Annotated in this window: 20 protein-coding genes; 13 read left to right on the forward strand and 7 right to left on the reverse strand. The window is 68.1% G+C overall.

From position 1 onward, the window contains the following. Position 1: 1 nt before the first annotated feature. Both rplI and dnaB read left to right on the forward strand, forming a co-directional pair. Positions 2-454: a 50S ribosomal protein L9 gene (gene rplI, locus AVTE2539_RS13595; RefSeq protein ID WP_272551600.1), complete on the forward strand. Its 453-nt coding sequence runs from the start codon at positions 2-4 to the stop codon at positions 452-454. A 186-nt stretch (positions 455-640) separates the two neighbouring features. Further along, the gene (dnaB, locus tag AVTE2539_RS13600; RefSeq protein ID WP_284395760.1) at positions 641-2053 is read left to right on the forward strand and encodes a replicative DNA helicase; all 1413 of its coding nucleotides are present in this window, start codon (positions 641-643) and stop codon (positions 2051-2053) included. A gap of 94 nt (positions 2054-2147) precedes the next feature. On the opposite strand, the gene AVTE2539_RS13605 is transcribed toward dnaB, so the two are convergent. From AVTE2539_RS13605 to AVTE2539_RS13620, 4 genes are all read right to left on the reverse strand, one after another. Continuing rightward, positions 2148-2516 carry a hypothetical protein gene (locus AVTE2539_RS13605; RefSeq protein WP_284411323.1) on the reverse strand — a complete coding sequence of 123 codons (369 nt, stop codon included), beginning with the start codon at positions 2514-2516 and terminating at the stop codon, positions 2148-2150. A gap of 16 nt (positions 2517-2532) precedes the next feature. Beyond that, positions 2533-4344, reverse strand: a complete 1812-nt coding sequence (locus AVTE2539_RS13610; protein ID WP_284411325.1) for a PhoH family protein — start codon at positions 4342-4344, stop codon at positions 2533-2535. 154 nt (positions 4345-4498) lie between these two features. Further along, positions 4499-4984: a peroxiredoxin gene (locus AVTE2539_RS13615; RefSeq protein WP_272551605.1), complete on the reverse strand. Its 486-nt coding sequence runs from the start codon at positions 4982-4984 to the stop codon at positions 4499-4501. Positions 4985-5147: 163 nt separating this feature from the next. After that, complete coding sequence (locus AVTE2539_RS13620) at positions 5148-5519, reverse strand: Mth938-like domain-containing protein (protein WP_284411327.1); 372 nt, start codon at positions 5517-5519, stop codon at positions 5148-5150. Between the two features lie 171 nt (positions 5520-5690). Here AVTE2539_RS13620 and AVTE2539_RS13625 point away from each other — a divergent pair, with 171 nt between their 5' ends. From AVTE2539_RS13625 to AVTE2539_RS13655, 7 genes are all read left to right on the forward strand, one after another. Then, entirely contained in the window at positions 5691-6920 is a 1230-nt protein-coding gene (locus AVTE2539_RS13625; RefSeq protein ID WP_284405962.1) for a pyridoxal phosphate-dependent aminotransferase, read from the forward strand. A 76-nt stretch (positions 6921-6996) separates the two neighbouring features. Then, the gene (locus AVTE2539_RS13630) at positions 6997-8358 is read left to right on the forward strand and encodes a homoserine dehydrogenase (protein ID WP_272567932.1); all 1362 of its coding nucleotides are present in this window, start codon (positions 6997-6999) and stop codon (positions 8356-8358) included. Continuing rightward, a complete protein-coding gene (thrC, locus tag AVTE2539_RS13635; RefSeq protein WP_284411329.1) occupies positions 8358-9785 on the forward strand; it encodes a threonine synthase in 1428 nt (475 codons plus the stop codon). Before AVTE2539_RS13630 ends, thrC begins: the two co-directional genes overlap by 1 nt. Positions 9786-9880: 95 nt before the next feature. Next, positions 9881-10438, forward strand: a complete 558-nt coding sequence (gene mobB / locus AVTE2539_RS13640; RefSeq protein WP_284411331.1) for a molybdopterin-guanine dinucleotide biosynthesis protein B — start codon at positions 9881-9883, stop codon at positions 10436-10438. Beyond that, positions 10439-11671 carry a molybdopterin molybdotransferase MoeA gene (locus tag AVTE2539_RS13645; protein ID WP_284411333.1) on the forward strand — a complete coding sequence of 411 codons (1233 nt, stop codon included), beginning with the start codon at positions 10439-10441 and terminating at the stop codon, positions 11669-11671. Next, positions 11668-11925: a molybdopterin converting factor subunit 1 gene (gene moaD / locus AVTE2539_RS13650; RefSeq protein WP_284411335.1), complete on the forward strand. Its 258-nt coding sequence runs from the start codon at positions 11668-11670 to the stop codon at positions 11923-11925. The genes AVTE2539_RS13645 and moaD overlap by 4 nt, the downstream gene beginning before the upstream one ends. A gap of 37 nt (positions 11926-11962) precedes the next feature. Then, on the forward strand, positions 11963-12400 hold the full coding sequence (locus AVTE2539_RS13655; protein ID WP_284411337.1) for a nuclear transport factor 2 family protein: 438 nt from the start codon (positions 11963-11965) through the stop codon (positions 12398-12400). Positions 12401-12434: 34 nt separating this feature from the next. Here the strand turns inward: AVTE2539_RS13655 and AVTE2539_RS13660 are convergent, their stop codons facing one another. The 3 genes from AVTE2539_RS13660 to AVTE2539_RS13670 form a co-directional block, all read right to left on the reverse strand. Then, on the reverse strand, positions 12435-13391 hold the full coding sequence (locus tag AVTE2539_RS13660; protein WP_284411339.1) for a dihydrodipicolinate synthase family protein: 957 nt from the start codon (positions 13389-13391) through the stop codon (positions 12435-12437). A 314-nt stretch (positions 13392-13705) separates the two neighbouring features. Then, a complete protein-coding gene (locus AVTE2539_RS13665) occupies positions 13706-14056 on the reverse strand; it encodes a hypothetical protein (RefSeq protein WP_284411341.1) in 351 nt (116 codons plus the stop codon). Positions 14057-14068: 12 nt separating this feature from the next. Further along, the gene (locus AVTE2539_RS13670) at positions 14069-14323 is read right to left on the reverse strand and encodes a hypothetical protein (RefSeq protein ID WP_272567945.1); all 255 of its coding nucleotides are present in this window, start codon (positions 14321-14323) and stop codon (positions 14069-14071) included. A 179-nt stretch (positions 14324-14502) separates the two neighbouring features. On the opposite strand from AVTE2539_RS13670, the gene AVTE2539_RS13675 reads away from it, so the two are divergent. From AVTE2539_RS13675 to AVTE2539_RS13690, 4 genes are all read left to right on the forward strand, one after another. After that, positions 14503-14742 carry a hypothetical protein gene (locus tag AVTE2539_RS13675; protein WP_272567946.1) on the forward strand — a complete coding sequence of 80 codons (240 nt, stop codon included), beginning with the start codon at positions 14503-14505 and terminating at the stop codon, positions 14740-14742. A 34-nt stretch (positions 14743-14776) separates the two neighbouring features. Next, positions 14777-15298, forward strand: coding sequence for a molybdopterin synthase catalytic subunit MoaE (moaE, locus tag AVTE2539_RS13680; RefSeq protein WP_284411343.1), 522 nt, complete (start codon positions 14777-14779; stop codon positions 15296-15298). A gap of 175 nt (positions 15299-15473) precedes the next feature. Then, a complete protein-coding gene (gene clpB / locus AVTE2539_RS13685) occupies positions 15474-18083 on the forward strand; it encodes an ATP-dependent chaperone ClpB (protein ID WP_284411345.1) in 2610 nt (869 codons plus the stop codon). 28 nt (positions 18084-18111) lie between these two features. Continuing rightward, positions 18112-18456, forward strand: a complete 345-nt coding sequence (locus AVTE2539_RS13690) for a hypothetical protein (protein ID WP_284395719.1) — start codon at positions 18112-18114, stop codon at positions 18454-18456. Positions 18457-18476 lie beyond the last annotated feature (20 nt).

The raw sequence follows: 18476 nt of genomic DNA on the forward strand, positions 1-18476 counted from the left end.
CATGCAAATCATCCTGCTCGACAAGGTTGTGAACCTCGGCAACCTTGGCGAAATCGTCAAGGTCAAAGACGGCTACGCCCGCAACTTCCTGATTCCTTCGGGCCGCGCACGCCGCGCCACCGAATCCGCCAAGGCCGAGTTCGAAGCCAAGCGCGCCGAACTCGAAAAGGCCGCCGCTGCAAAGCTGGCCGAGTCCCAGGCCCAAGGCGAAAAGCTCGGTGGCACGACCATCAAGCTGACGCAAAAGGCTGGCGTGGACGGCCGCCTGTTCGGTTCCGTGACCAACCACGACATCGCTGAAGAGCTGAACAAGCAAGGCTACAAGGTCGTGAAGTCGCAGATCCGCCTGCCCAACGGCCCGATCAAGGTCGTCGGCGACAACACGGTGAGCGTGGCCCTGCACACCGATGTGGTGGTGGACGTGACCGTGTCGGTCTACGGCGAAACCGCTTAACGAAAAAGCGCTGCCTCTGGCATCGATCGCGAAAGCCGCCCTCGGGCGGCTTTCGCGTTTCTGGCCTGCTGTTCCATGCACCGGTCACCCACCGCCTGTGAACAGCTTGTCCACAGACTTGTCATCCCAGTCTTCCCATCTGCCTGACGGTAACCCACCGCGCCCGCCGCGAGAGGACCTTTTGCCATGACCCTCGAGTCCCTTTCCATCGACGAGGATTTCGCTCCGGCGCCGGACCGCGAAGTCGCCCAGTTGCGCGTGCCGCCGCATTCCCTGGAGGCTGAGTCCAGCGTGCTGGGCGGCCTGCTGCTCGACAACATGGCCTGGGACCGGGTGGGCGACCTGCTGGTGGACGGCGATTTCTACCGGCACGAGCACCAGCTCATCTATTCGGCCATCGGCGCCATGGTGAACGCCAGCAAGCCTGCCGACGTGATCACGGTGTACGAGCGGCTGCAGGGGCTGGGCAAGGCGGAGGAGATCGGCGGGCTGGCCTACCTCAACAGCCTGGCGCAGTACGTTCCCAGCGCGAGCAATATCCGGCGCTACGCGGAGATCGTGCGGGAGCGATCGATCCTGCGCAAGCTGGTCACGGCCAGCGACGAGATCGCCACCAACGCCTTCAATCCCAAGGGCAAGCCGGTCGAGCGCATCCTGGACGAGGCCGAGCAGAAGATCTTCGCCATCGGCGAAGAAGGCTCGCGCATGAAGCAGGGTTTCCAGTCGCTGGACACGCTGGTGGTGGACCTGCTGGACCGCGTCCAGGAAATGGCGGACAACCCCGTGGATGTGACCGGCGTGCCCACGGGTTTCGCCGACCTGGACCGCATGACGTCGGGCTTGCAGGCGGGCGACATGGTGGTGCTGGCGGCGCGGCCGTCCATGGGCAAGACCTCGTTCGCCGTGAACATCGCCGAACACGTGGCGCTCAACGAAGGCCTGCCCGTGGCCATCTTCTCGATGGAAATGGGTGCGGCGCAGTTGGCGGTGCGGATCGTGGGCTCCATCGGCCGTGTGAACCAGGGCAACCTGCGCACTGGCAAGCTGACCGACGAGGAATGGCCGCGGCTGACCGAGGCCATCGAGCGCCTGCGTACGGTGTCGCTGCACATCGACGAGACGCCGGGCCTCACGCCCAGCGAGCTGCGCGCCAACGCGCGCCGGCTGGCGCGCCAGTGCGGCAAGCTGGGGCTGATCGTGGTCGACTACCTGCAGCTCATGAGCGGCTCGGGCTCGTCCAGCTCGGACAACCGCGCCACCGAACTGGGCGAGATCTCCCGGGGTCTCAAGATGCTGGCCAAGGAGTTGCAGTGCCCGGTGATCGCGCTGTCGCAGCTCAACCGATCGGTGGAGCAGCGCACCGACAAGCGGCCGATGATGTCCGACCTGCGCGAATCCGGCGCCATCGAGCAGGATGCCGACATCATCATGTTCATCTACCGCGACGACTACTACAACAAGGACAGCAAGGAGCCGAACGTGGCCGAGGTCATCATCGGCAAGCAACGGAACGGCCCCACCGGCACGGTGAAGCTGTTCTTCCAGAAAAACCAGACGCGCTTCGAAAACCTCGCCATGGGCTCCGGCGACGATTTCTAGGCGCCTGGGGTCAAAAAGGCCTCCAGCACATATTTTTCTAGGGCGTATTGCTATCAATTAAATAGCAAACGTCCGGAATGCGGTGCTGGCTCGGTCAGCTGCCGCCCAGTGCCCAGGCCAGCAGCCCCACGGTGGCGACGCCGGTCAGTGCCACGGCGATCGTCAGGCGCTGGCTGCGCACCCGCAGCGCATCCACCGCGCGCACGAGCTGGGCGTTCTGCTCGGCGAGCGAGCCGATCAGCACGGCCGACGCCTGCTGCTCGGCCTCCAGCGCCTGCACCCGCTGGCGCAGCGCGGCCAGGCCGTCCTCCGTGCCGTTGGGCAGGGGCGCGGCGACGGTGGCTGCCGGCCCTTTCTGCGTCTGGCCCAGCAGCCGCCGGGCGGCCTGCAGGATCTGGGGCGTCGCCTCGATCACGTCGCCCCAGGGCACCAGCTTCAGCGCGGTCATCCATCCCACGGCCATTACCGGGTGCTCCCGCTCACAGCACTTCGCTGGCGAAGTCCGCCAGGCGTGAGCGCTCGCCGCGCGCCAGGGTGATGTGGCCGCTGTGCGGCCAGCCCTTGAAGCGGTCCACCGCGTAGGTCAGGCCGGAGGAGCCTTCGGTCAGGTACGGCGTGTCGATCTGCGCCAGGTTGCCCATGCAGATGATCTTGGTGCCCGGGCCCGCCCGCGTGATGAGCGTTTTCATCTGCTTGGGCGTGAGGTTCTGCGCCTCGTCGATGATCACGTACTTGTTGAGGAACGTGCGCCCGCGCATGAAGTTCATGCTCTTGATCTTGATGCGGCTGCGGATCAGCTCGTTGGTGGCCGCGCGGCCCCATTCGCCGGCGTTGCCGCCGTCGCCCTTGGCCAGGAATTCGAGGTTGTCGTCCAGCGCGCCCATCCATGGGCCCATCTTTTCCTCTTCGGTGCCGGGCAGGAAACCGATGTCCTCGCCCACGCTCACCGTGGCGCGGGTCATGATGATCTCGGTGTAGCGGCGCTCGTCCAGCACCTGCGTGAGGCCGGCGGCCAACGCCATCAGCGTCTTGCCGGTGCCGGCCGTGCCGGTGAGGGTGACGAAGTCCACCTCGGGGTCCATGAGCAGGTTCATGGCGAAGTTCTGCTCGCGGTTGCGGGTGTTCACGCCCCAGATGGCGTTCTTGGCCGAGCCGTAGTCCTTGAGCGTCTGCAGCACCGCCGTGCGGTCGCGGATCTCGGTCACGCGGGCGAAGAGGCTGGGCTCGCCGGGGGCCTCGAAGTACACGAACTGGTTGATCATCAACTGCGGCACGATCGGTCCGCCGATGCGGTAGTACGTGTGCACGCCGCTCTGCCAGCTTTCCACGTTCTTGCCGGTCTTGATCCAGAAGTCGGCCGGCAGCGCGAGCAGGCCGGAATACAGCAGGTCGCCGTCTTCGAGCGTCTTGTCGTTCTGGTAGTCCTCGGCGTTCAGGCCGAGCGCGCGCGCCTTGACGCGCATGTTGATGTCCTTGGACACCAGCACGACTTCGCGCGGGGCATGCAGCTTGCGCAGCGCTTCGACGACGCCCAGGATCTGGTTGTCGGCTTTGCCCTGGGGCAGGCTGGTGGGCAGGCTGTAGTCGAGCGGCGCCGTCTGGAAATACAGGCAGCCGCCGGCCGCGCGCTGGCCGGTGGAGTCGAGCTTGAGCCCGCGCGCGATGTCGGCGCCCTGCGCGGCGGCCAGGGCGTCGAGCGTGCGGCTGGCCTGGCGTCCGTTGCGGGCGACCTCGGTCATGCCTTTCTTGTGGCCGTCGAGTTCCTCGAGCACGATCATCGGCAGGAAGATGTCGTGTTCCTCGAATCGGAAGAGGCTGGTCGGGTCGTGCAGCAGCACGTTGGTGTCCAGCACGAACATCTTCTTGGGGCCGTTGCTGCGCACCTTGCGGCTGCGCGCGCTGGATGCCGCAGCGGGGGCTGGTGCGGGCTCGGGCGCGGCGGTGCGTGCCTGCACCGGCTCTGCCAGGGCGGGCTCACGGGCCTGCACCGGCGCAGGGGCCGGTGCGGCGCGGCGGCGCGACGGCGCGCGCTGCTCGGGTTGCGGCGGTGCCTCGCTGGCCACTGGCGCGGGTGCACGCGCGGCAGTGCTTTCAGTGCGGGGTGCCGCATCGCGGGCGGACGGGGCCGTGCGCGCGGGCTTGCGGGTGGAACGGGTGGCGGGAGGGTTGGCGGATTCGAAGGCTTCGACCGGTTCGTCAACGGCGGTCAGGTCCGCACGGGCCGCGGTCTGGTGGTAAGCATCCGGAGAAAGCAGCGCGGCGCGCCGGGTGGGGGCGGGGGGCAGGGGCATGGTGCAATGGCCTCGATGGGATGTTCAGAAAGCAAAAAGCCGCCTGGAGGCCAAGGCGGCTTTTGGGTGAGGGGAGGGCGTTGCGTTTCTCAGCAGCATCGACCCATTATGCATGCTCCCTATGACGGGCCGCGGCAGCCTGCCGCAGCCGGCTTCAGGCAGCTTTCTTGAGGGCCTTGATGGACTTCACGGCCTTGAGCACTTCGTCCACATGGCCCGGCACCTTGAGGCCGCGCCATTCGTGGGCGAGGATGCCGTCGGGGCCGACCAGGAAGGTGCTGCGTTCGATGCCCTTGACCTTCTTGCCGTACATGATCTTGTTCTTGACCACGCCGAACATGTGGCACATTTTTTCTTCGGTGTCGGCGATCAGTTCGAACGGGAGTTCGAGCTTTTCCTTGAAGTCGTCGTGCGACTTCATGTTGTCGCGCGACACGCCGAAGACGGCTGCGCCGGCCTTGACGAAATCTTTGTACTTGTCGCGGAACTGCATGGCTTCGGTGGTGCAGCCAGGGGTGTTGTCCTTGGGATAGAAGTACAGAATCAGAACCTGGCCAAGATGCGAGGTATTGGAGACCTTGATCCCCCCGGTCGCGTTGGCTTCAAATTCAGGTAGGGGTTTGTTGACAACGATCGCCATGGCACTCAATCTCTCAGGATGAAAGTCGTTGAAAAGCCGGGGGAGCGGTGTGTGTTATTGCTCTTGGAGGGCCCCCGACCGCAACCGGAGATTTTACCTTGAAACGGACTCTTTCGCACTCTTTCAGGCCCTGCAGTCTGTAACCAAAGTACACAACTGGCGATCAAGGCTCCAGCAGCAGGGCGGCGACCACGTTGCGCCCCTCGCCCGCCAGGATGTTGTAGGTGCGGCAGGCTGCCGGGGTGTCCATGGTCTCCAGCCCCATGCGCTTGGCCATCAGAGGCTGCAGCCAGGCGGGCGGCGGAAAGCGGTTGCGCGTGCCGCTGCCGAAGAGGATGAGTTCCGCATCGAGCCCGGCCAGTTGCGCGAAGTGCGCCGGCGTGAGGTCTTCGAAGCGCGTGCAGTCCCATGCCTGGTGCAGCCCGCGCGAGCCGAGGATCACGCTCGTCGTGAGCTTTTCGCCGTCCACGCCGATCCAGCCGGGGCCGTAGGCGCTGATGGTCTGTGTTTCGGAGCGGTCGGGCTGGAATTTCATTCGCTTTGGATGGATATCCGTTTGTGGGAAAAGGTGCGCTACGAGGGGCCAAAGGGTGCCAGGGCGCTGCGGGAACTGTGGTCAAATTATAGGTTTCGCCACAGAGGCAATGCCTCCTGGCGGGTCTCTGAGTCCCCCCGTGTCCGGCTCCCGTCCTTTTTTCGCCAGCGCATGAAGACCATCCACAAATCCGCGAAGCTCAATAACGTTCTCTACGATGTCCGGGGCCCGATCGTGGACGCGGCCAAGCAGATGGAGGACGAGGGGCAGAAGATCATCAAGCTGAACATCGGCAACCTCGCGCCGTTCGGCTTTGACGCCCCTGAGGAAATTCAGCAGGACATGATCCGCAACCTGCCCAACTCGGCGGGCTACTCGGACAGCAAGGGCATTTTCGGCGCGCGCAAGGCGGTGATGCACTACAGCCAGCAGCAGGGCGTGGCGGGCGTGACGCTCGACGACATCTACCTGGGCAACGGCGCGAGCGACCTGATCGGCATGGCCACCAACGCGCTGCTCGACGACGGTGACGAACTGCTGGTGCCCGCGCCCGACTACCCCTTGTGGACCGCCGTCGCCAGCCTGTCGGGCGGCAAGCCCGTGCACTACCTGTGCGACGAGGCCAACGGCTGGATGCCTGACCTGGACGACATCCGCGCCAAGATCACACCGCGGACCAAGGGGCTGGTGGTCATCAACCCCAACAACCCCACGGGCGCGATGTACTCCGACGAGCTGCTCAAGGCCCTGGTGCAGATCGCCCGCGAGCACGGCCTGGTGCTGCTGGCCGACGAGGTGTACGACAAGGTGCTGTACGACGGCGTCACGCACACGGCGCTGGCGAGCCTGTCCACCGACGTGCTCACGCTGACCTTCAACTCGCTCTCCAAGGCCTACCGCTCGTGCGGCTACCGTGCGGGCTGGATGGTGATCTCGGGCAACAAGGAAGTGGCCCGCGATTACATCGAGGGCATCAACATGCTCGCCAACATCAAGCTGGGCTCCAACGTGCCCGGCCAATGGGCCATCCAGACGGCGCTGGGCGGCTACCAGAGCATCAACGACCTGGTCCGGGAAGGCGGGCGCCTGCGGCGCCAGCGCGACCTGGCCTATGAACTCATCTCGGCGATCCCGGGCGTGAGCTGCGTGAAACCCAAGGCGGCGCTCTACATGTTCCCCCGCCTGGACCCCGCGATGTACCCCATCGCCGACGACCGCCAATTCTTCATGGAGGTGTTGCGCGCCACGCGCGTGATGCTGGTGCAGGGCTCGGGCTTCAATTACCCCGACCAACAGCACTTCCGCATCGTGTTCCTGCCGCACGAGGACGATCTGCGCGTGGCCATCGGCCGCCTGGCGGATTTCCTCGCCAGGTACCGGCAGCAGCACGGCACCGCCTGAGCCTTCACTCCTATTTTCATAGCTGCCAGCGCATATTCAACTAGCGCTGCAGTGCAATTTGACTGGTAATTCGATCATGAAACCGATCCAAGTGGGCCTGCTGGGCATTGGCACCGTCGGCAGCGGCGTCTTCAACGTGCTGCAACGCAACCAGGAGGAAATCCGCCGCCGCGCCGGCCGTGGCATCGAGATCGCCATGGTGGCCGACCTCGACGCGGCCCGCGCCAGGACCGTCGTGGGCGACACCGCCCAGGTGGTGAGCGATGCGCGCGCCGTCATCGCCAACCCCGACATCGACATCGTGGTCGAGCTGATCGGCGGCTACGGCATCGCCAAGGCCCTGGTGCTGGAGGCCATCGCCGCCGGCAAGCACGTGGTCACCGCCAACAAGGCGCTGCTGGCCGTGCACGGCACCGAGATCTTCGCGGCCGCGTCGGCCAAGGGCGTGATGGTGGCCTTCGAGGCCGCCGTGGCCGGGGGCATCCCGATCATCAAGGCGCTGCGCGAAGGGCTCACCGCCAACCGCATCCAGTGGATCGCCGGCATCATCAACGGCACCACCAATTTCATCCTGTCCGAGATGCGCGACAAGGGCCTGGATTTCGACGTGGTGCTGAAAGAGGCGCAGCGACTGGGCTATGCCGAGGCCGACCCGACCTTCGACATCGAAGGCGTGGACGCCGCGCACAAGGCCACCATCATGTCGGCCATCGCCTTCGGCATCCCGGTGCAGTTCGACAAGGCCTATGTGGAAGGCATCACCAAGCTCGGCGCGGCCGACATCCGCTACGCCGAGCAACTGGGCTACCGCATCAAGCTGCTGGGCATCGCCAAGCGCCGCTCCGGCGCGGGCGCGGCCTCCGGCCAGACCGACGGCGTGGAGCTGCGCGTGCATCCCACGCTCGTGCCCGCCAAGCGCCTGATCGCCAACGTGGAAGGCGCCATGAACGCCGTGGTCGTGCAGGGCGATGCCGTGGGCACCACGCTCTACTACGGCAAGGGCGCCGGCAGCGAGCCCACGGCCAGCGCCGTGATCGCCGACCTGGTGGACATCGCCCGCCTGGCCTCGGCCGACCCCGAGCACCGCGTGCCGCACCTGGCCTTCCAGTCGCACACGCTCGACCAGGCCATGGGCACGCTGCCCGTGCTGCCCATGAGCGAGGTGGTCACCAGCTACTACCTGCGCCTGCGCGTGGCCGACGAGGCCGGCGTGCTGGCCAAGGTCACGGGCCTGCTGGCCACGGCTGGCATCAGCATCGACGCGGTGCTGCAGCGCGAGGCCGACGAGGTGGGCGGCGAGGGTTCCACGCAGACCGACCTCATCATCCTCACGCACGACACGCGCGAGGGCACGATGAACGACGCCATCGCGCAGATGCAGGCGCTGCCCACGGTGCTGGGCCCCATCACGCGCATCCGCAAGGAGGAGCTGAACTGATGCTGTACGTCTCGACCCGCGGCCACGCCGACCGCAAGCATTTCTGCGACATCCTGCTGGAGGGCCTCGCGCCCGATGGCGGCTTGTACCTGCCCGAGCGCTACCCGCAGATCGACGACGCGGCGCTCACCCGCCTGCGCCGTGCCTACCACGAGCAGGGCTACGCGGAACTGGCCTTCCAGATCCTGTCGCTCTACATCGACGACATTCCCGCGGTGGACCTCAAGCGCCTGTGCGAGAAGACGTACACGGCCGAGGTGTTCGGCACCGGCGAGATCGTGCCGCTGCGCCACCTGGAAAACAGCCTGTGGCTCGAAGCCCTGTCCAACGGCCCCACGCTGGCCTTCAAGGACATGGCGATGCAGCTGCTGGGCAACCTGTTCGAATACGAACTGGCGCGCCGCGGCGAGACGCTCAACATCCTGGGCGCGACCAGCGGCGACACCGGCAGCGCCGCCGAATACGCCATGAAGGGCAAGCAGGGCGTGCGCGTCTTCATGACCAGCCCGCACGGCCGCATGAGCGCGTTCCAGCAGGCGCAGATGTTCAGCCTGCAGGACGAGAACATCCACAACCTCGCCATCGAGGGCGTGTTCGACGATTGCCAGGACATCGTCAAGGCCGTGAGCAACGACCTGGCCTTCAAGCGCCAGTACAAGATCGGCACGGTCAATTCGATCAACTGGGCGCGCCTGCTGGCGCAGGTGGTGTACTACTTCGCCGGCTACGTGCAGGCCACCGACACCAACGACCAGAAGGTGAGCTTCACCGTGCCGTCGGGCAACTTCGGCAACGTCTGCGCGGGCCACGTGGCGCGCATGATGGGCCTGCCGATCGACCAGCTGGTGGTGGCGACGAACGAGAACGACGTGCTGGACGAGTTCTTCCGCACGGGCGTGTACCGCGTGCGCGGCAGCGCCGACACGCACGAGACCTCCAGCCCGTCCATGGACATCAGCAAGGCGAGCAACTTCGAGCGCTTCGTGTTCGACCTGCTCGGCCGCGACGGCGCCCGCACGCAGGCGCTGTTCGGCGAGGCCCTGGCCCGGGACGGCGCGTTCGACCTGAGCGGCGACCCCGCATTTGCCGAGGCGGCGGGGCGCTACGGCTTCGTGAGCGGCAAGAGCACGCATGCGGACCGCATCGCGACCATCCGCGACACGTTCCAGCGTTTCGGCGTGACGATCGACACCCACACCGCCGACGGCGTGAAGGTGGCGCGCGAGCACATCCGTCCCGGCGTGCCGATGCTGGTGCTGGAAACCGCGCTGCCGATCAAGTTCGCCGAGACCATCGTCGAGGCGCTGGGCCAACCGCCCGAGCGGCCGGCCAGGTTCGAGGGCATCGAGGCGCTGCCCAAGCGCGTGCAGGTCATGCCGGCCGACGTGGTGCTGGTCAAGGCCTACATCAGCCGCCACTGCGCCTGAGTCCTCCCAGGCGGGTTTGTGCCGAATCGGGCCGATGCCCTAGTGCTTATTGTTCCTTTTGCTATTGAATTAATAGCAAATCCCAGGAGGTCGCAATGAAGGTGGTGGGCTTTGCCGGGTTCTCGGGCAGCGGCAAGACCACGCTGATCGAGCGGCTCATTCCGGCGCTGGGTCAGCGCGGGCAGCGCGTGTCGGTGGTCAAGCACGCGCACCACCGGTTCGACGTCGATCACCCCGGCAAGGACACCTGGCGCCACCGCGAGGCCGGGGCGTTCGAGGTGGTGGCGGCTTCGGACCGGCGGATGGTGCTGATGCGCGAGTTCGCCCAGCCCACCGAGCCCGACGTGCACGGCCTGCTGGCCGAACTGGACAACCGGGTGGACTGGGCCCTGGTGGAGGGCTTCAAGGAATGCGATCTGCCCAAGGTGGAGGTGTGGCGCTCGCCGTCGCCCGATGACACCGAGCGCAGCGTGCGCTATCCGCAGGACCCGTTCGTCGTCGCCGTGGTGACCGATGCCCCCGCCCGCCTGCCCGTGCCCACCGGGCTGCCTGTCTTCGATGGCTGGGCCGGCCCGGTCGATGCCCTGGCCGACTGGCTGATCGCCCAGGGTCCACGCTTTCACTATGTTCCGCCACCGCCTGGAGTCCGCTGAATGCCCGCTGCCGCCCGCCCCCCGATGAAGCCCCTGGACGAGGCGCTGGCCGACCTGCTGGCCCATGCCGTGCCGCTGGCCGGCACCGACACGGTGGACACGTTCGAGGCCGATGGCCGCGTGCTGGCCGTGGCGGCCGTCTCGCCGCTGCAGGTGCCGCCCCATGACAACAGCGCCATGGACGGCTATGCCGTGCGCCGGGCCGACCTGGCCGCTGCCGGGGCGCAGCTGCCCGTGTCGCAGCGCATCGCGGCCGGCAGCGCGGGCCTGCCGCTGGCCGCGGGCACGGCGGCGCGCATCTTCACGGGCGCGCCGGTGCCGCCCGGGGCCGATGCGATCGTGATGCAGGAAGACTGCCAGGCGCTGGAGGGCGACCGCGTGCAGATCGATGCCGTGCCCGCCGCCGACCAGTGGATTCGCCGCGCGGGCGAGGACATCGCGCTCGGGGCCGAGGTGCTGGCCGCGGGCACGCGGCTCACGCCGGCCGCGCTGGGGCTGGCCGCGAGCATCGGCCTGGCGCGGCTCACCGTGGCGCGGCGCCCGCGCGTGGCGCTGTTTTCGACCGGCGACGAACTCGTCATGCCCGGCGAGGTGGACCCGGCCCGCATGCCGCCCGGCGCCATCTACAACAGCAACCGGTTCTTCCTGCGGGGGCTGCTGCGCCGCCTGGGCTGCGCGGTGACCGACCTGGGCATCGTGCCCGACCGGCGCGAGGCCACGCTGGAGGCGCTGCGTGGCGCCAGCCTGGAGCACGACCTGATCCTGACCAGCGGCGGCGTGTCGGTGGGCGAGGAAGACCACGTCAAGCCCGCCGTCGAGGCCCTGGGCCGGCTGGACCTGTGGCAGATCGCCATGAAGCCCGGCAAGCCCTTCGCCCATGGCCGCATCGGCGCGGCGCACTTCATGGGGCTGCCGGGCAACCCGGTATCGAGCTTCATGACCTTCGCGCTGCTGGTGCGCCCGTTCCTGCTGCGGCTGCAGGGCGTGCAGGCCGTCGCCCCGCAGAGCGTGGCGGCTACGGCCGACTTCGACTGGCCGCGCGCGGACCGGCGCCGCGAGTTCCTGCGCGTGCGGCGCAACGCGGCGGGCGGGCTGGACCTGTTTCCCCACCAGGGATCGGGCGTGCTCACGTCGGTCGCCTGGGGCGACGGCGTGGTGGACACCCCGGCCGGCCAGACCATCGCGCGGGGCGATACCGTGCGCTTCATTCCCTGGGCGGAGCTGCAGTCATGAGCCGCACCGTCACCGTGCGCTACTTCGCCGCGATCCGCGAGGCCGTGGGGCAGGGCAGAGAGCGCCTGGCGACGCAGGCGGCCACGCTGGGCGCGCTGCGCGACGAGCTGATCGCGCGCGGCGGGCCCTGGGCGCACAGCCTGGGTCGCGGCCGCGCGGTGCGCATGGCGCTCGACCAGACGCTGAGCGACGAATCCGCGGCGCTGGCCGATGGGGCGGAAGTGGCGTTCTTTCCGCCCGTCACGGGCGGCTGAAGGCCGGCGCGCCCGTGGCCTGACGCGTCCTTTTTCGATGCCTGCTTCCGACACGCCCCTCTTGCCGTTGCTGCAGGCGCTGGAGGTGGAGTTGCACCGGCCGGCCGCGCGCCAGGACGCGGCCCGGCTGGACGCGCTGCTGCACGACGACTTCCGCGAGTTCGGCCGCTCCGGCACGGTCTACACCAAGGCGGACCTCCTGTCGCAACTGCCGGCCCAGGCGCAGCATGCCGTTGTGGTCGCGGACGGCTTCGAGGTCCGGCGTCTCGGTGAATGCGCCGCGCTGCTCACGTACCGATCGGCGCAGCGGTTGGACGACGGAACCCTGGAGCGGTGGACGCTGCGCACCTCGGTGTGGGAGCGGTCTGCGCGCGGGTGGCAGATGCGCTTCCACCAGGGCACGCCTGCCGCGCCCGAAGGCCCCGGCGAATCCGAACCCCCGACGGCATGGGCCAAAGGGGTGCCGCCGCCTTGATGGCGGCGGCCCGAGGCCCATCTCCCGCAGGCTCTTAAGCGCCCTGGGGTGCGGTGACGGCCGGCTCGCCGCGCGGCAGGGCCGCCAGGGCCTCTTGCAGCCGCTGTACCAGTGCCGGCGAGGCCGACGTCATCGGCGCGCGCAGCTCGTCCGCCATCTCGCCCTGCGCGGCCAGCAGGGCCTTGATGGGGGCGGGGTTGGGCTCGGCGAAGAAACGCTCCACCCACGGAAGAATCCGCTGCCAGAGCCCGCGCGCCTGCACCAGGTCCCCGGCCGCGACGGCATTCAGGCAGGCCACCCATTCGGCCGTCTGCCAGTGCGCGCTCGCGGCGATGGCCCCGGCGCCCCCGAGCGCGACGGTGGTGAATGCCTGGGCGTCCTCGCCCGCCAGCATTTGCAGCGTGCCGTCTGCGATGAGCGCCTGCGTCTTCGCCGGGCTGCCGCCGCAATCCTTCACGGCGCGGAGGTTCGGGTGCGCCGCCAGGCCGCGCAAGGTGGCCAAGTCGAGCGTGGCGCCGGTGCGGTAGGGAATGTCGTAGACGACGAGCGGGACCGCGCTGGCGTCGGCGATCGCCTCGAACCACTGCTGCAGCCCGGCCTGCGACGGCCGGATGGAATGCGGCGCTGACACCAACAGCCCCGCGAGCGGCTGCGGGGCCAGGCTGCGCACCCGCGCCAGCACCTGGCCCATGTGGCAGCCCGACACGCCCATCACCACCGGCAGGCCGCCCGCGTGCGCGAGCACCGTGGCCAGCACGGCGTCCTGCTCCGGCGTGTCCAGCGCCCCGGCTTCGGCGGTGGAGCCGCAGGCCATGAACCCCGCGATGCCCGTGCCGCGCAGCCGCTGCACGAGGGCCTTCAGGGCGGCATGGTCCACGGCGCCTTGGCGAAACGGGGTGACGAGGGGAATCCAGAGGCCGGAGAAATCGCCACGGGCCCGCGGGGTGGCAGGGCGGGTGGTGGCATGGGAAGGGGTGGAATGTGAACGCACGGGAACATCCTTTCAGGCAACGACCGAGGGAGCCGTCCAGGGATGCGTGCGCCGACCGGCAAAGCGGCAGGCGTTCAAAAGAGAAAAAAGGGGAGAGGGTGCCTGCCGCGCGGTTCCGTCGCTCATCCGGACGGAACCGCAGCTCCGGTCAGATGAGCTGGGGTTTTTTGGCTTTGCCTGCGCACGCCGCCACGGACCGGAGGGTCCGCGAAGGCGAGGGGGTGTGCGAAGGCATGGGGGGCAGTATAGCCAGGATGCGCCGGTACAGGCCCTTCGTCGCGCCGCTGCCGGTGCCCTCGCGCTGGGTGGCGGGGCTAGGGCGCAGGGGCGTCGCCCTGCGGAACCTCGTCCGAAGGGGGCGGCAGTTCCGGGCAGCGCCAGTTCAGCAGTTCGGCCAGGCGCAGCGTGATCCAGCGCGCCTCGGACGGCGCCACGCCGGAGCCGGGCGTGGCCAGCCCGGCATGGATGCGCAGCAGGATCTCGGCCTCCGACGGGGCCTGCACGTGGTAGAGCGTCTGCGCCTGCTCCACCAGATGGCTGGCCAGGTCTTCGCACAGCTCGTAGCGCTCGCGGACCACGGCGACCGGCTCGGACAGGCGCTGGCGGGCATCGCTGTACACCGCCAGGAACGAGGGCGGGACGTGGATCTGGTTCTCGTCGTGCATGGCGGATGCGGCTCAGTCGGGTGTGAACAGGCGCGCGAACCGCTCGGCATCCTCGGCCAGCTCGAACGTGGCGAGCTGGCCCATCTTGCCGTCCGCCAGGCGGTGGGCCGCGAACAGGCTGTAGCGGCCCCGCAGGTCGTAGCTGGGCAGGTCGATCAGCGCATAGGGGTGGGGCTGGAAGACTTCGTGCTCGAACACCACGCGGTGCTGGTTGCGCGGTGACGGAAAGAGCTTGTAGCGGTCGGTGGTGACGGTCTGGGTGGCCATGCGGAAAGGAGAGCGAAGGGGAGGGGTGGCAGCGGTGCGAGGCGCAAGAGGCGGGCGCGGCGGCGCGCCTGGCAAGCCGGCCACTTTAGCAAAGGCGCTCTTTTCCCGGCCGGCGCCGGCGGTCGGGCGGTTTCCGTGACAATCGCGGTTTGCGAACGCACGCACAAGGACACCGCCGCATGGCACGCAATTCGAGAGACAAAGACGAGTGGGCCGGCAAGGTCTTCGCCCTCATCCAGGGCGGCAACACCCAGGCGGCCATCGCGCAGGTGAAGGTCGCGCCGTCGGTGAACGACGTGGTGCGGCTGCAGGCCATGCTGGCGCGCGTGCCGGCGTCCCCCGCACGGCGCCAGCTCGACCAGATCATCGAGGAAGAGCGCGGCCTGCTCTCCGCCCCGCGCCTGCACCGCTCGCCATGAGCCGCACCGGCGCCAGACCCCTTTCGCAGCGGCCATGAACCCCGTTTCCGCTCCACATCCCATTGCCCTGCCCCGCGTGGCCGTCCAGGCGGCCGACTTCGACGTGTCCGCCGAACTGGCGGCCCTGCGCGCCGGCGATCCGCGGGTGGGTGCGGTGTGCTGCTTTGTGGGCACCGTGCGCGATCACAATGCCGGCGACGCCGTCGCATCGATGGAGCTGGAGCATTACCCCGGCATGACCGAGAAGTCCATCGAAGCCATGGTGGACGAGGCGCTGCGCCGCTTCGAGCTGTTCGGCGCCCGGGTGGTGCACCGCGTGGGGCTGCTGCAGCCGCAGGACCAGATCGTGCTGGTGGCGGTGACTTCGGCCCACCGGGGCCAGGGCTTTCAGGCCTGCGAGTTCCTGATGGATTACCTCAAGACCCAGGCGCCGTTCTGGAAGAAGGAGGTTACGCCCCAGGGCGCGCGCTGGGTCGACGCCCGCGTGACCGACGATGCCGCGCTGGCGCGCTGGGGCATCGCGGCCCTTCCCAATGCGGATCAGGGTTTGAAGTGAAAAAGGCCTTCGCCGCATATTCCACTAGGGCGTGGCGCTATCAATAAGTGAGCATTTGGCATTTTTTGAGATGCCCGCCTGAATTTGATCTGGCGCATGGCCTGCTGTGGGGCGCGCGCTTGAAATGTGCCGCCACCTCCCCCAACTGCGTTGCAATTCGGAGGACATTTCAACCATGCGTCTCGACAAATTCACCACCAAGTTCCAGGAAGCCCTGAGCGACGCGCAGTCGCTGGCGCTGGGCAACGACAACGCCTACATCGAACCCGTGCACATGCTGGTCGCCATGTTGCGCCAGGAAGACGGCCCGCGAGCGCTGCTGCAGCGCGCCGGCGCCAACGTGCCGGGGCTGCTGTCCGCGGCCGAGGCCGCGGTCAAGCGCCTGCCCCAGGTGCACGGGCAGGACCAGGTGCAGGGCGGCCCCGAACTGGGCCGTGTGCTGCAGGCCACCGAGAAGGAGGCCATCAAGCGCGGCGACCAGTTCATCGCCAGCGAGCTGTTCCTGCTCGCGCTGGTGGACAGCAAGGGCGATGCCGCCCAGATCGCCAAGGACAACGGCCTGACCCGCAAGAGCCTGGAGGCCGCCATCGACGCCGTGCGCGGCGGCCAGAAGGTGGACAGCGCCGAGGCCGAAGGCCAGCGCGGCGCCCTCGCCAAGTACTGCCTGGACCTGACCGAGCGCGCCCGCATCGGCAAGCTCGACCCCGTGATCGGCCGCGACGACGAGATCCGCCGCGCCATCCAGGTGCTGCAGCGCCGCACCAAGAACAACCCCGTGCTGATCGGCGAGCCCGGCGTGGGCAAGACCGCCATCGTGGAGGGCCTGGCCCAACGCATCGTGGCCGGCGAGGTGCCGGAATCGCTCAAGGGCAAGCGCGTGCTGTCGCTGGACATGGCGGCCCTGCTGGCCGGCGCCAAGTACCGCGGCGAGTTCGAGGAGCGCCTGAAGAGCGTGCTGAACGAGCTGGCCAAGGACGAGGGCCAGACCATCGTCTTCATCGACGAGCTGCACACCATGGTCGGCGCCGGCAAGGGCGAGGGCGCCATGGATGCGGGCAACATGCTCAAGCCGGCGCTGGCGCGCGGCGAGCTGCACTGCGTGGGCGCGACCACGCTCGACGAATACCGCAAGTACATCGAAAAGGATGCGGCCCTGGAGCGGCGCTTCCAGAAGATTCTCGTGGGCGAGCCCACGGTCGAGGCCACCATCGCCATCCTGCGCGGCCTGCAGGAAAAGTACGAGGTGCACCATGGCGTGGACATCACCGACCCGGCCATCGTGGCCGCGGCCGAGCTGTCGCACCGCTACATCACCGACCGCTTCCTGCCCGACAAGGCGATCGACCTCATCGACGAGGCCGCGTCCAAGATCAAGATCGAGATGGACTCCAAGCCCGAGGTCATGGACCGGCTCGACCGGCGGCTGATCCAGCTGCAGATCGAGCGCGAGGCCGTGCGCCGCGAGAAGGACGAATCCTCGCAAAAGCGCTTCGCGCTGATCGAGGAAGAGATCGCCAAGCTGCAAAAGGAAATCGCCGACTACGACGAGATCTGGCAGTCCGAAAAGGCCCAGGCCCAGGGCAGCGCGCACGTGCGCGAGGCCATCGACAAGCTCAAGTTCCAGATCGAGGAGTTCACCCGCAAGGGCGACTTCAACAAGGTGGCCGAGCTGCAGTACGGCAAGCTGCCCGACCTGGAAAAGCAGCTCAAGGAAGCGCAGGCCAAGGAAGCCGGCAAGGACGGCGCAGGCAGTGCCCCGCGCCTGCTGCGCACCCAGGTGGGCGCCGAGGAGATCGCGGAGGTGGTGAGCCGCGCCACCGGCATTCCCGTGGCCAAGATGATGCAGGGCGAGAAGGACAAGCTCCTGCAGATGGAGGACAAGCTGCACGAGCGCGTGGTGGGCCAGGACGAGGCCATTGCCGCGGTGGCCAATGCCATCCGCCGCTCGCGCTCGGGCCTGTCCGACCCCAACCGGCCCACGGGTTCGTTCCTGTTCCTGGGGCCCACGGGCGTGGGCAAGACCGAGCTGTGCAAGGCGCTGGCGGGCTTTTTGTTCGACAGCGAAGACCACCTGATCCGCATCGACATGAGCGAGTTCATGGAAAAGCACTCGGTGGCGCGCCTGATCGGCGCGCCGCCCGGCTACGTGGGCTATGAAGAGGGCGGCTACCTCACCGAGGCCGTGCGCCGCAAGCCCTACAGCGTGCTGCTGCTCGACGAGGTGGAAAAGGCCCACCCCGACGTGTTCAACGTGCTGCTGCAGGTGCTGGACGATGGCCGCCTGACCGATGGCCAGGGCCGCACCGTGGACTTCAAGAACACGGTGATCGTGATGACGAGCAACATCGGCTCGCACCTCATCCAGGCGATGGTGGGGCAGGACTCGGACGACATCAAGGAAGCGGTTTGGGGGGAACTCAAGAACCATTTCCGACCCGAATTCCTGAACCGCATCGACGAGACGGTGGTGTTCCACGCGCTGGATGCGAAGAACATCGAAGCGATTGCACGCATCCAGTTGCAGTTGCTCGAAGCGCGTTTGGCGAAAATGGACCTGCACCTGCAGGTGTCCGACACGGCCCTGGCCGAGCTGGCCAAGGTGGGATTCGATCCCGTGTTCGGTGCGCGGCCGCTCAAGCGGGCGATCCAGCAGCGGCTGGAAAATCCGCTGTCCAAGCTGCTGCTGGAAGGCCGGTTCGCGCCCAAGAGCGTGATTCCGGTCGATGTGGACCCGGTGCTCGATCCGGGCGTGTTCCGGTTCGGCGAGGCCCTGACCCAGGGTTGAGCCGGGCCTTCTCAGGAAAGGATTGGGTTTGAACGATTTTGCAGCCGGGGTGATCCGGTGGATAGTGCGCCTGGCTGTGGTGGCCGTCGGCGTGGTCTTTTTCCTGAGCCTGCTGGCCGTGGCCGCTTTGCTGGCGGTGGTCTGGGGCGCCCGTGCCCTGTGGGCGCGGGTGACCGGCCGCCCCGTGACGCCCTGGGCCATGCGCATGGACCCGCGCACCGGCTGGAGCACGGTGTACCGCAGCACGGCGCGCTGGTCCGCCGCCCCGGGCGGCCGCCCGGTGGCGGACGGCCCCGCCGAGCCGGCGGTGCGCTCGCGCGAACTGCCCGGCGCGCGTGAGGTGACCGACGTGCAGGCGCGCGACGTGTCCTGAGCCGGCGGCGCGGCAGGGCG

The organism is Acidovorax sp. SUPP2539, assembly GCF_030158975.1.
Classification (GTDB): Bacteria; Pseudomonadota; Gammaproteobacteria; order Burkholderiales; family Burkholderiaceae_C; genus Paracidovorax.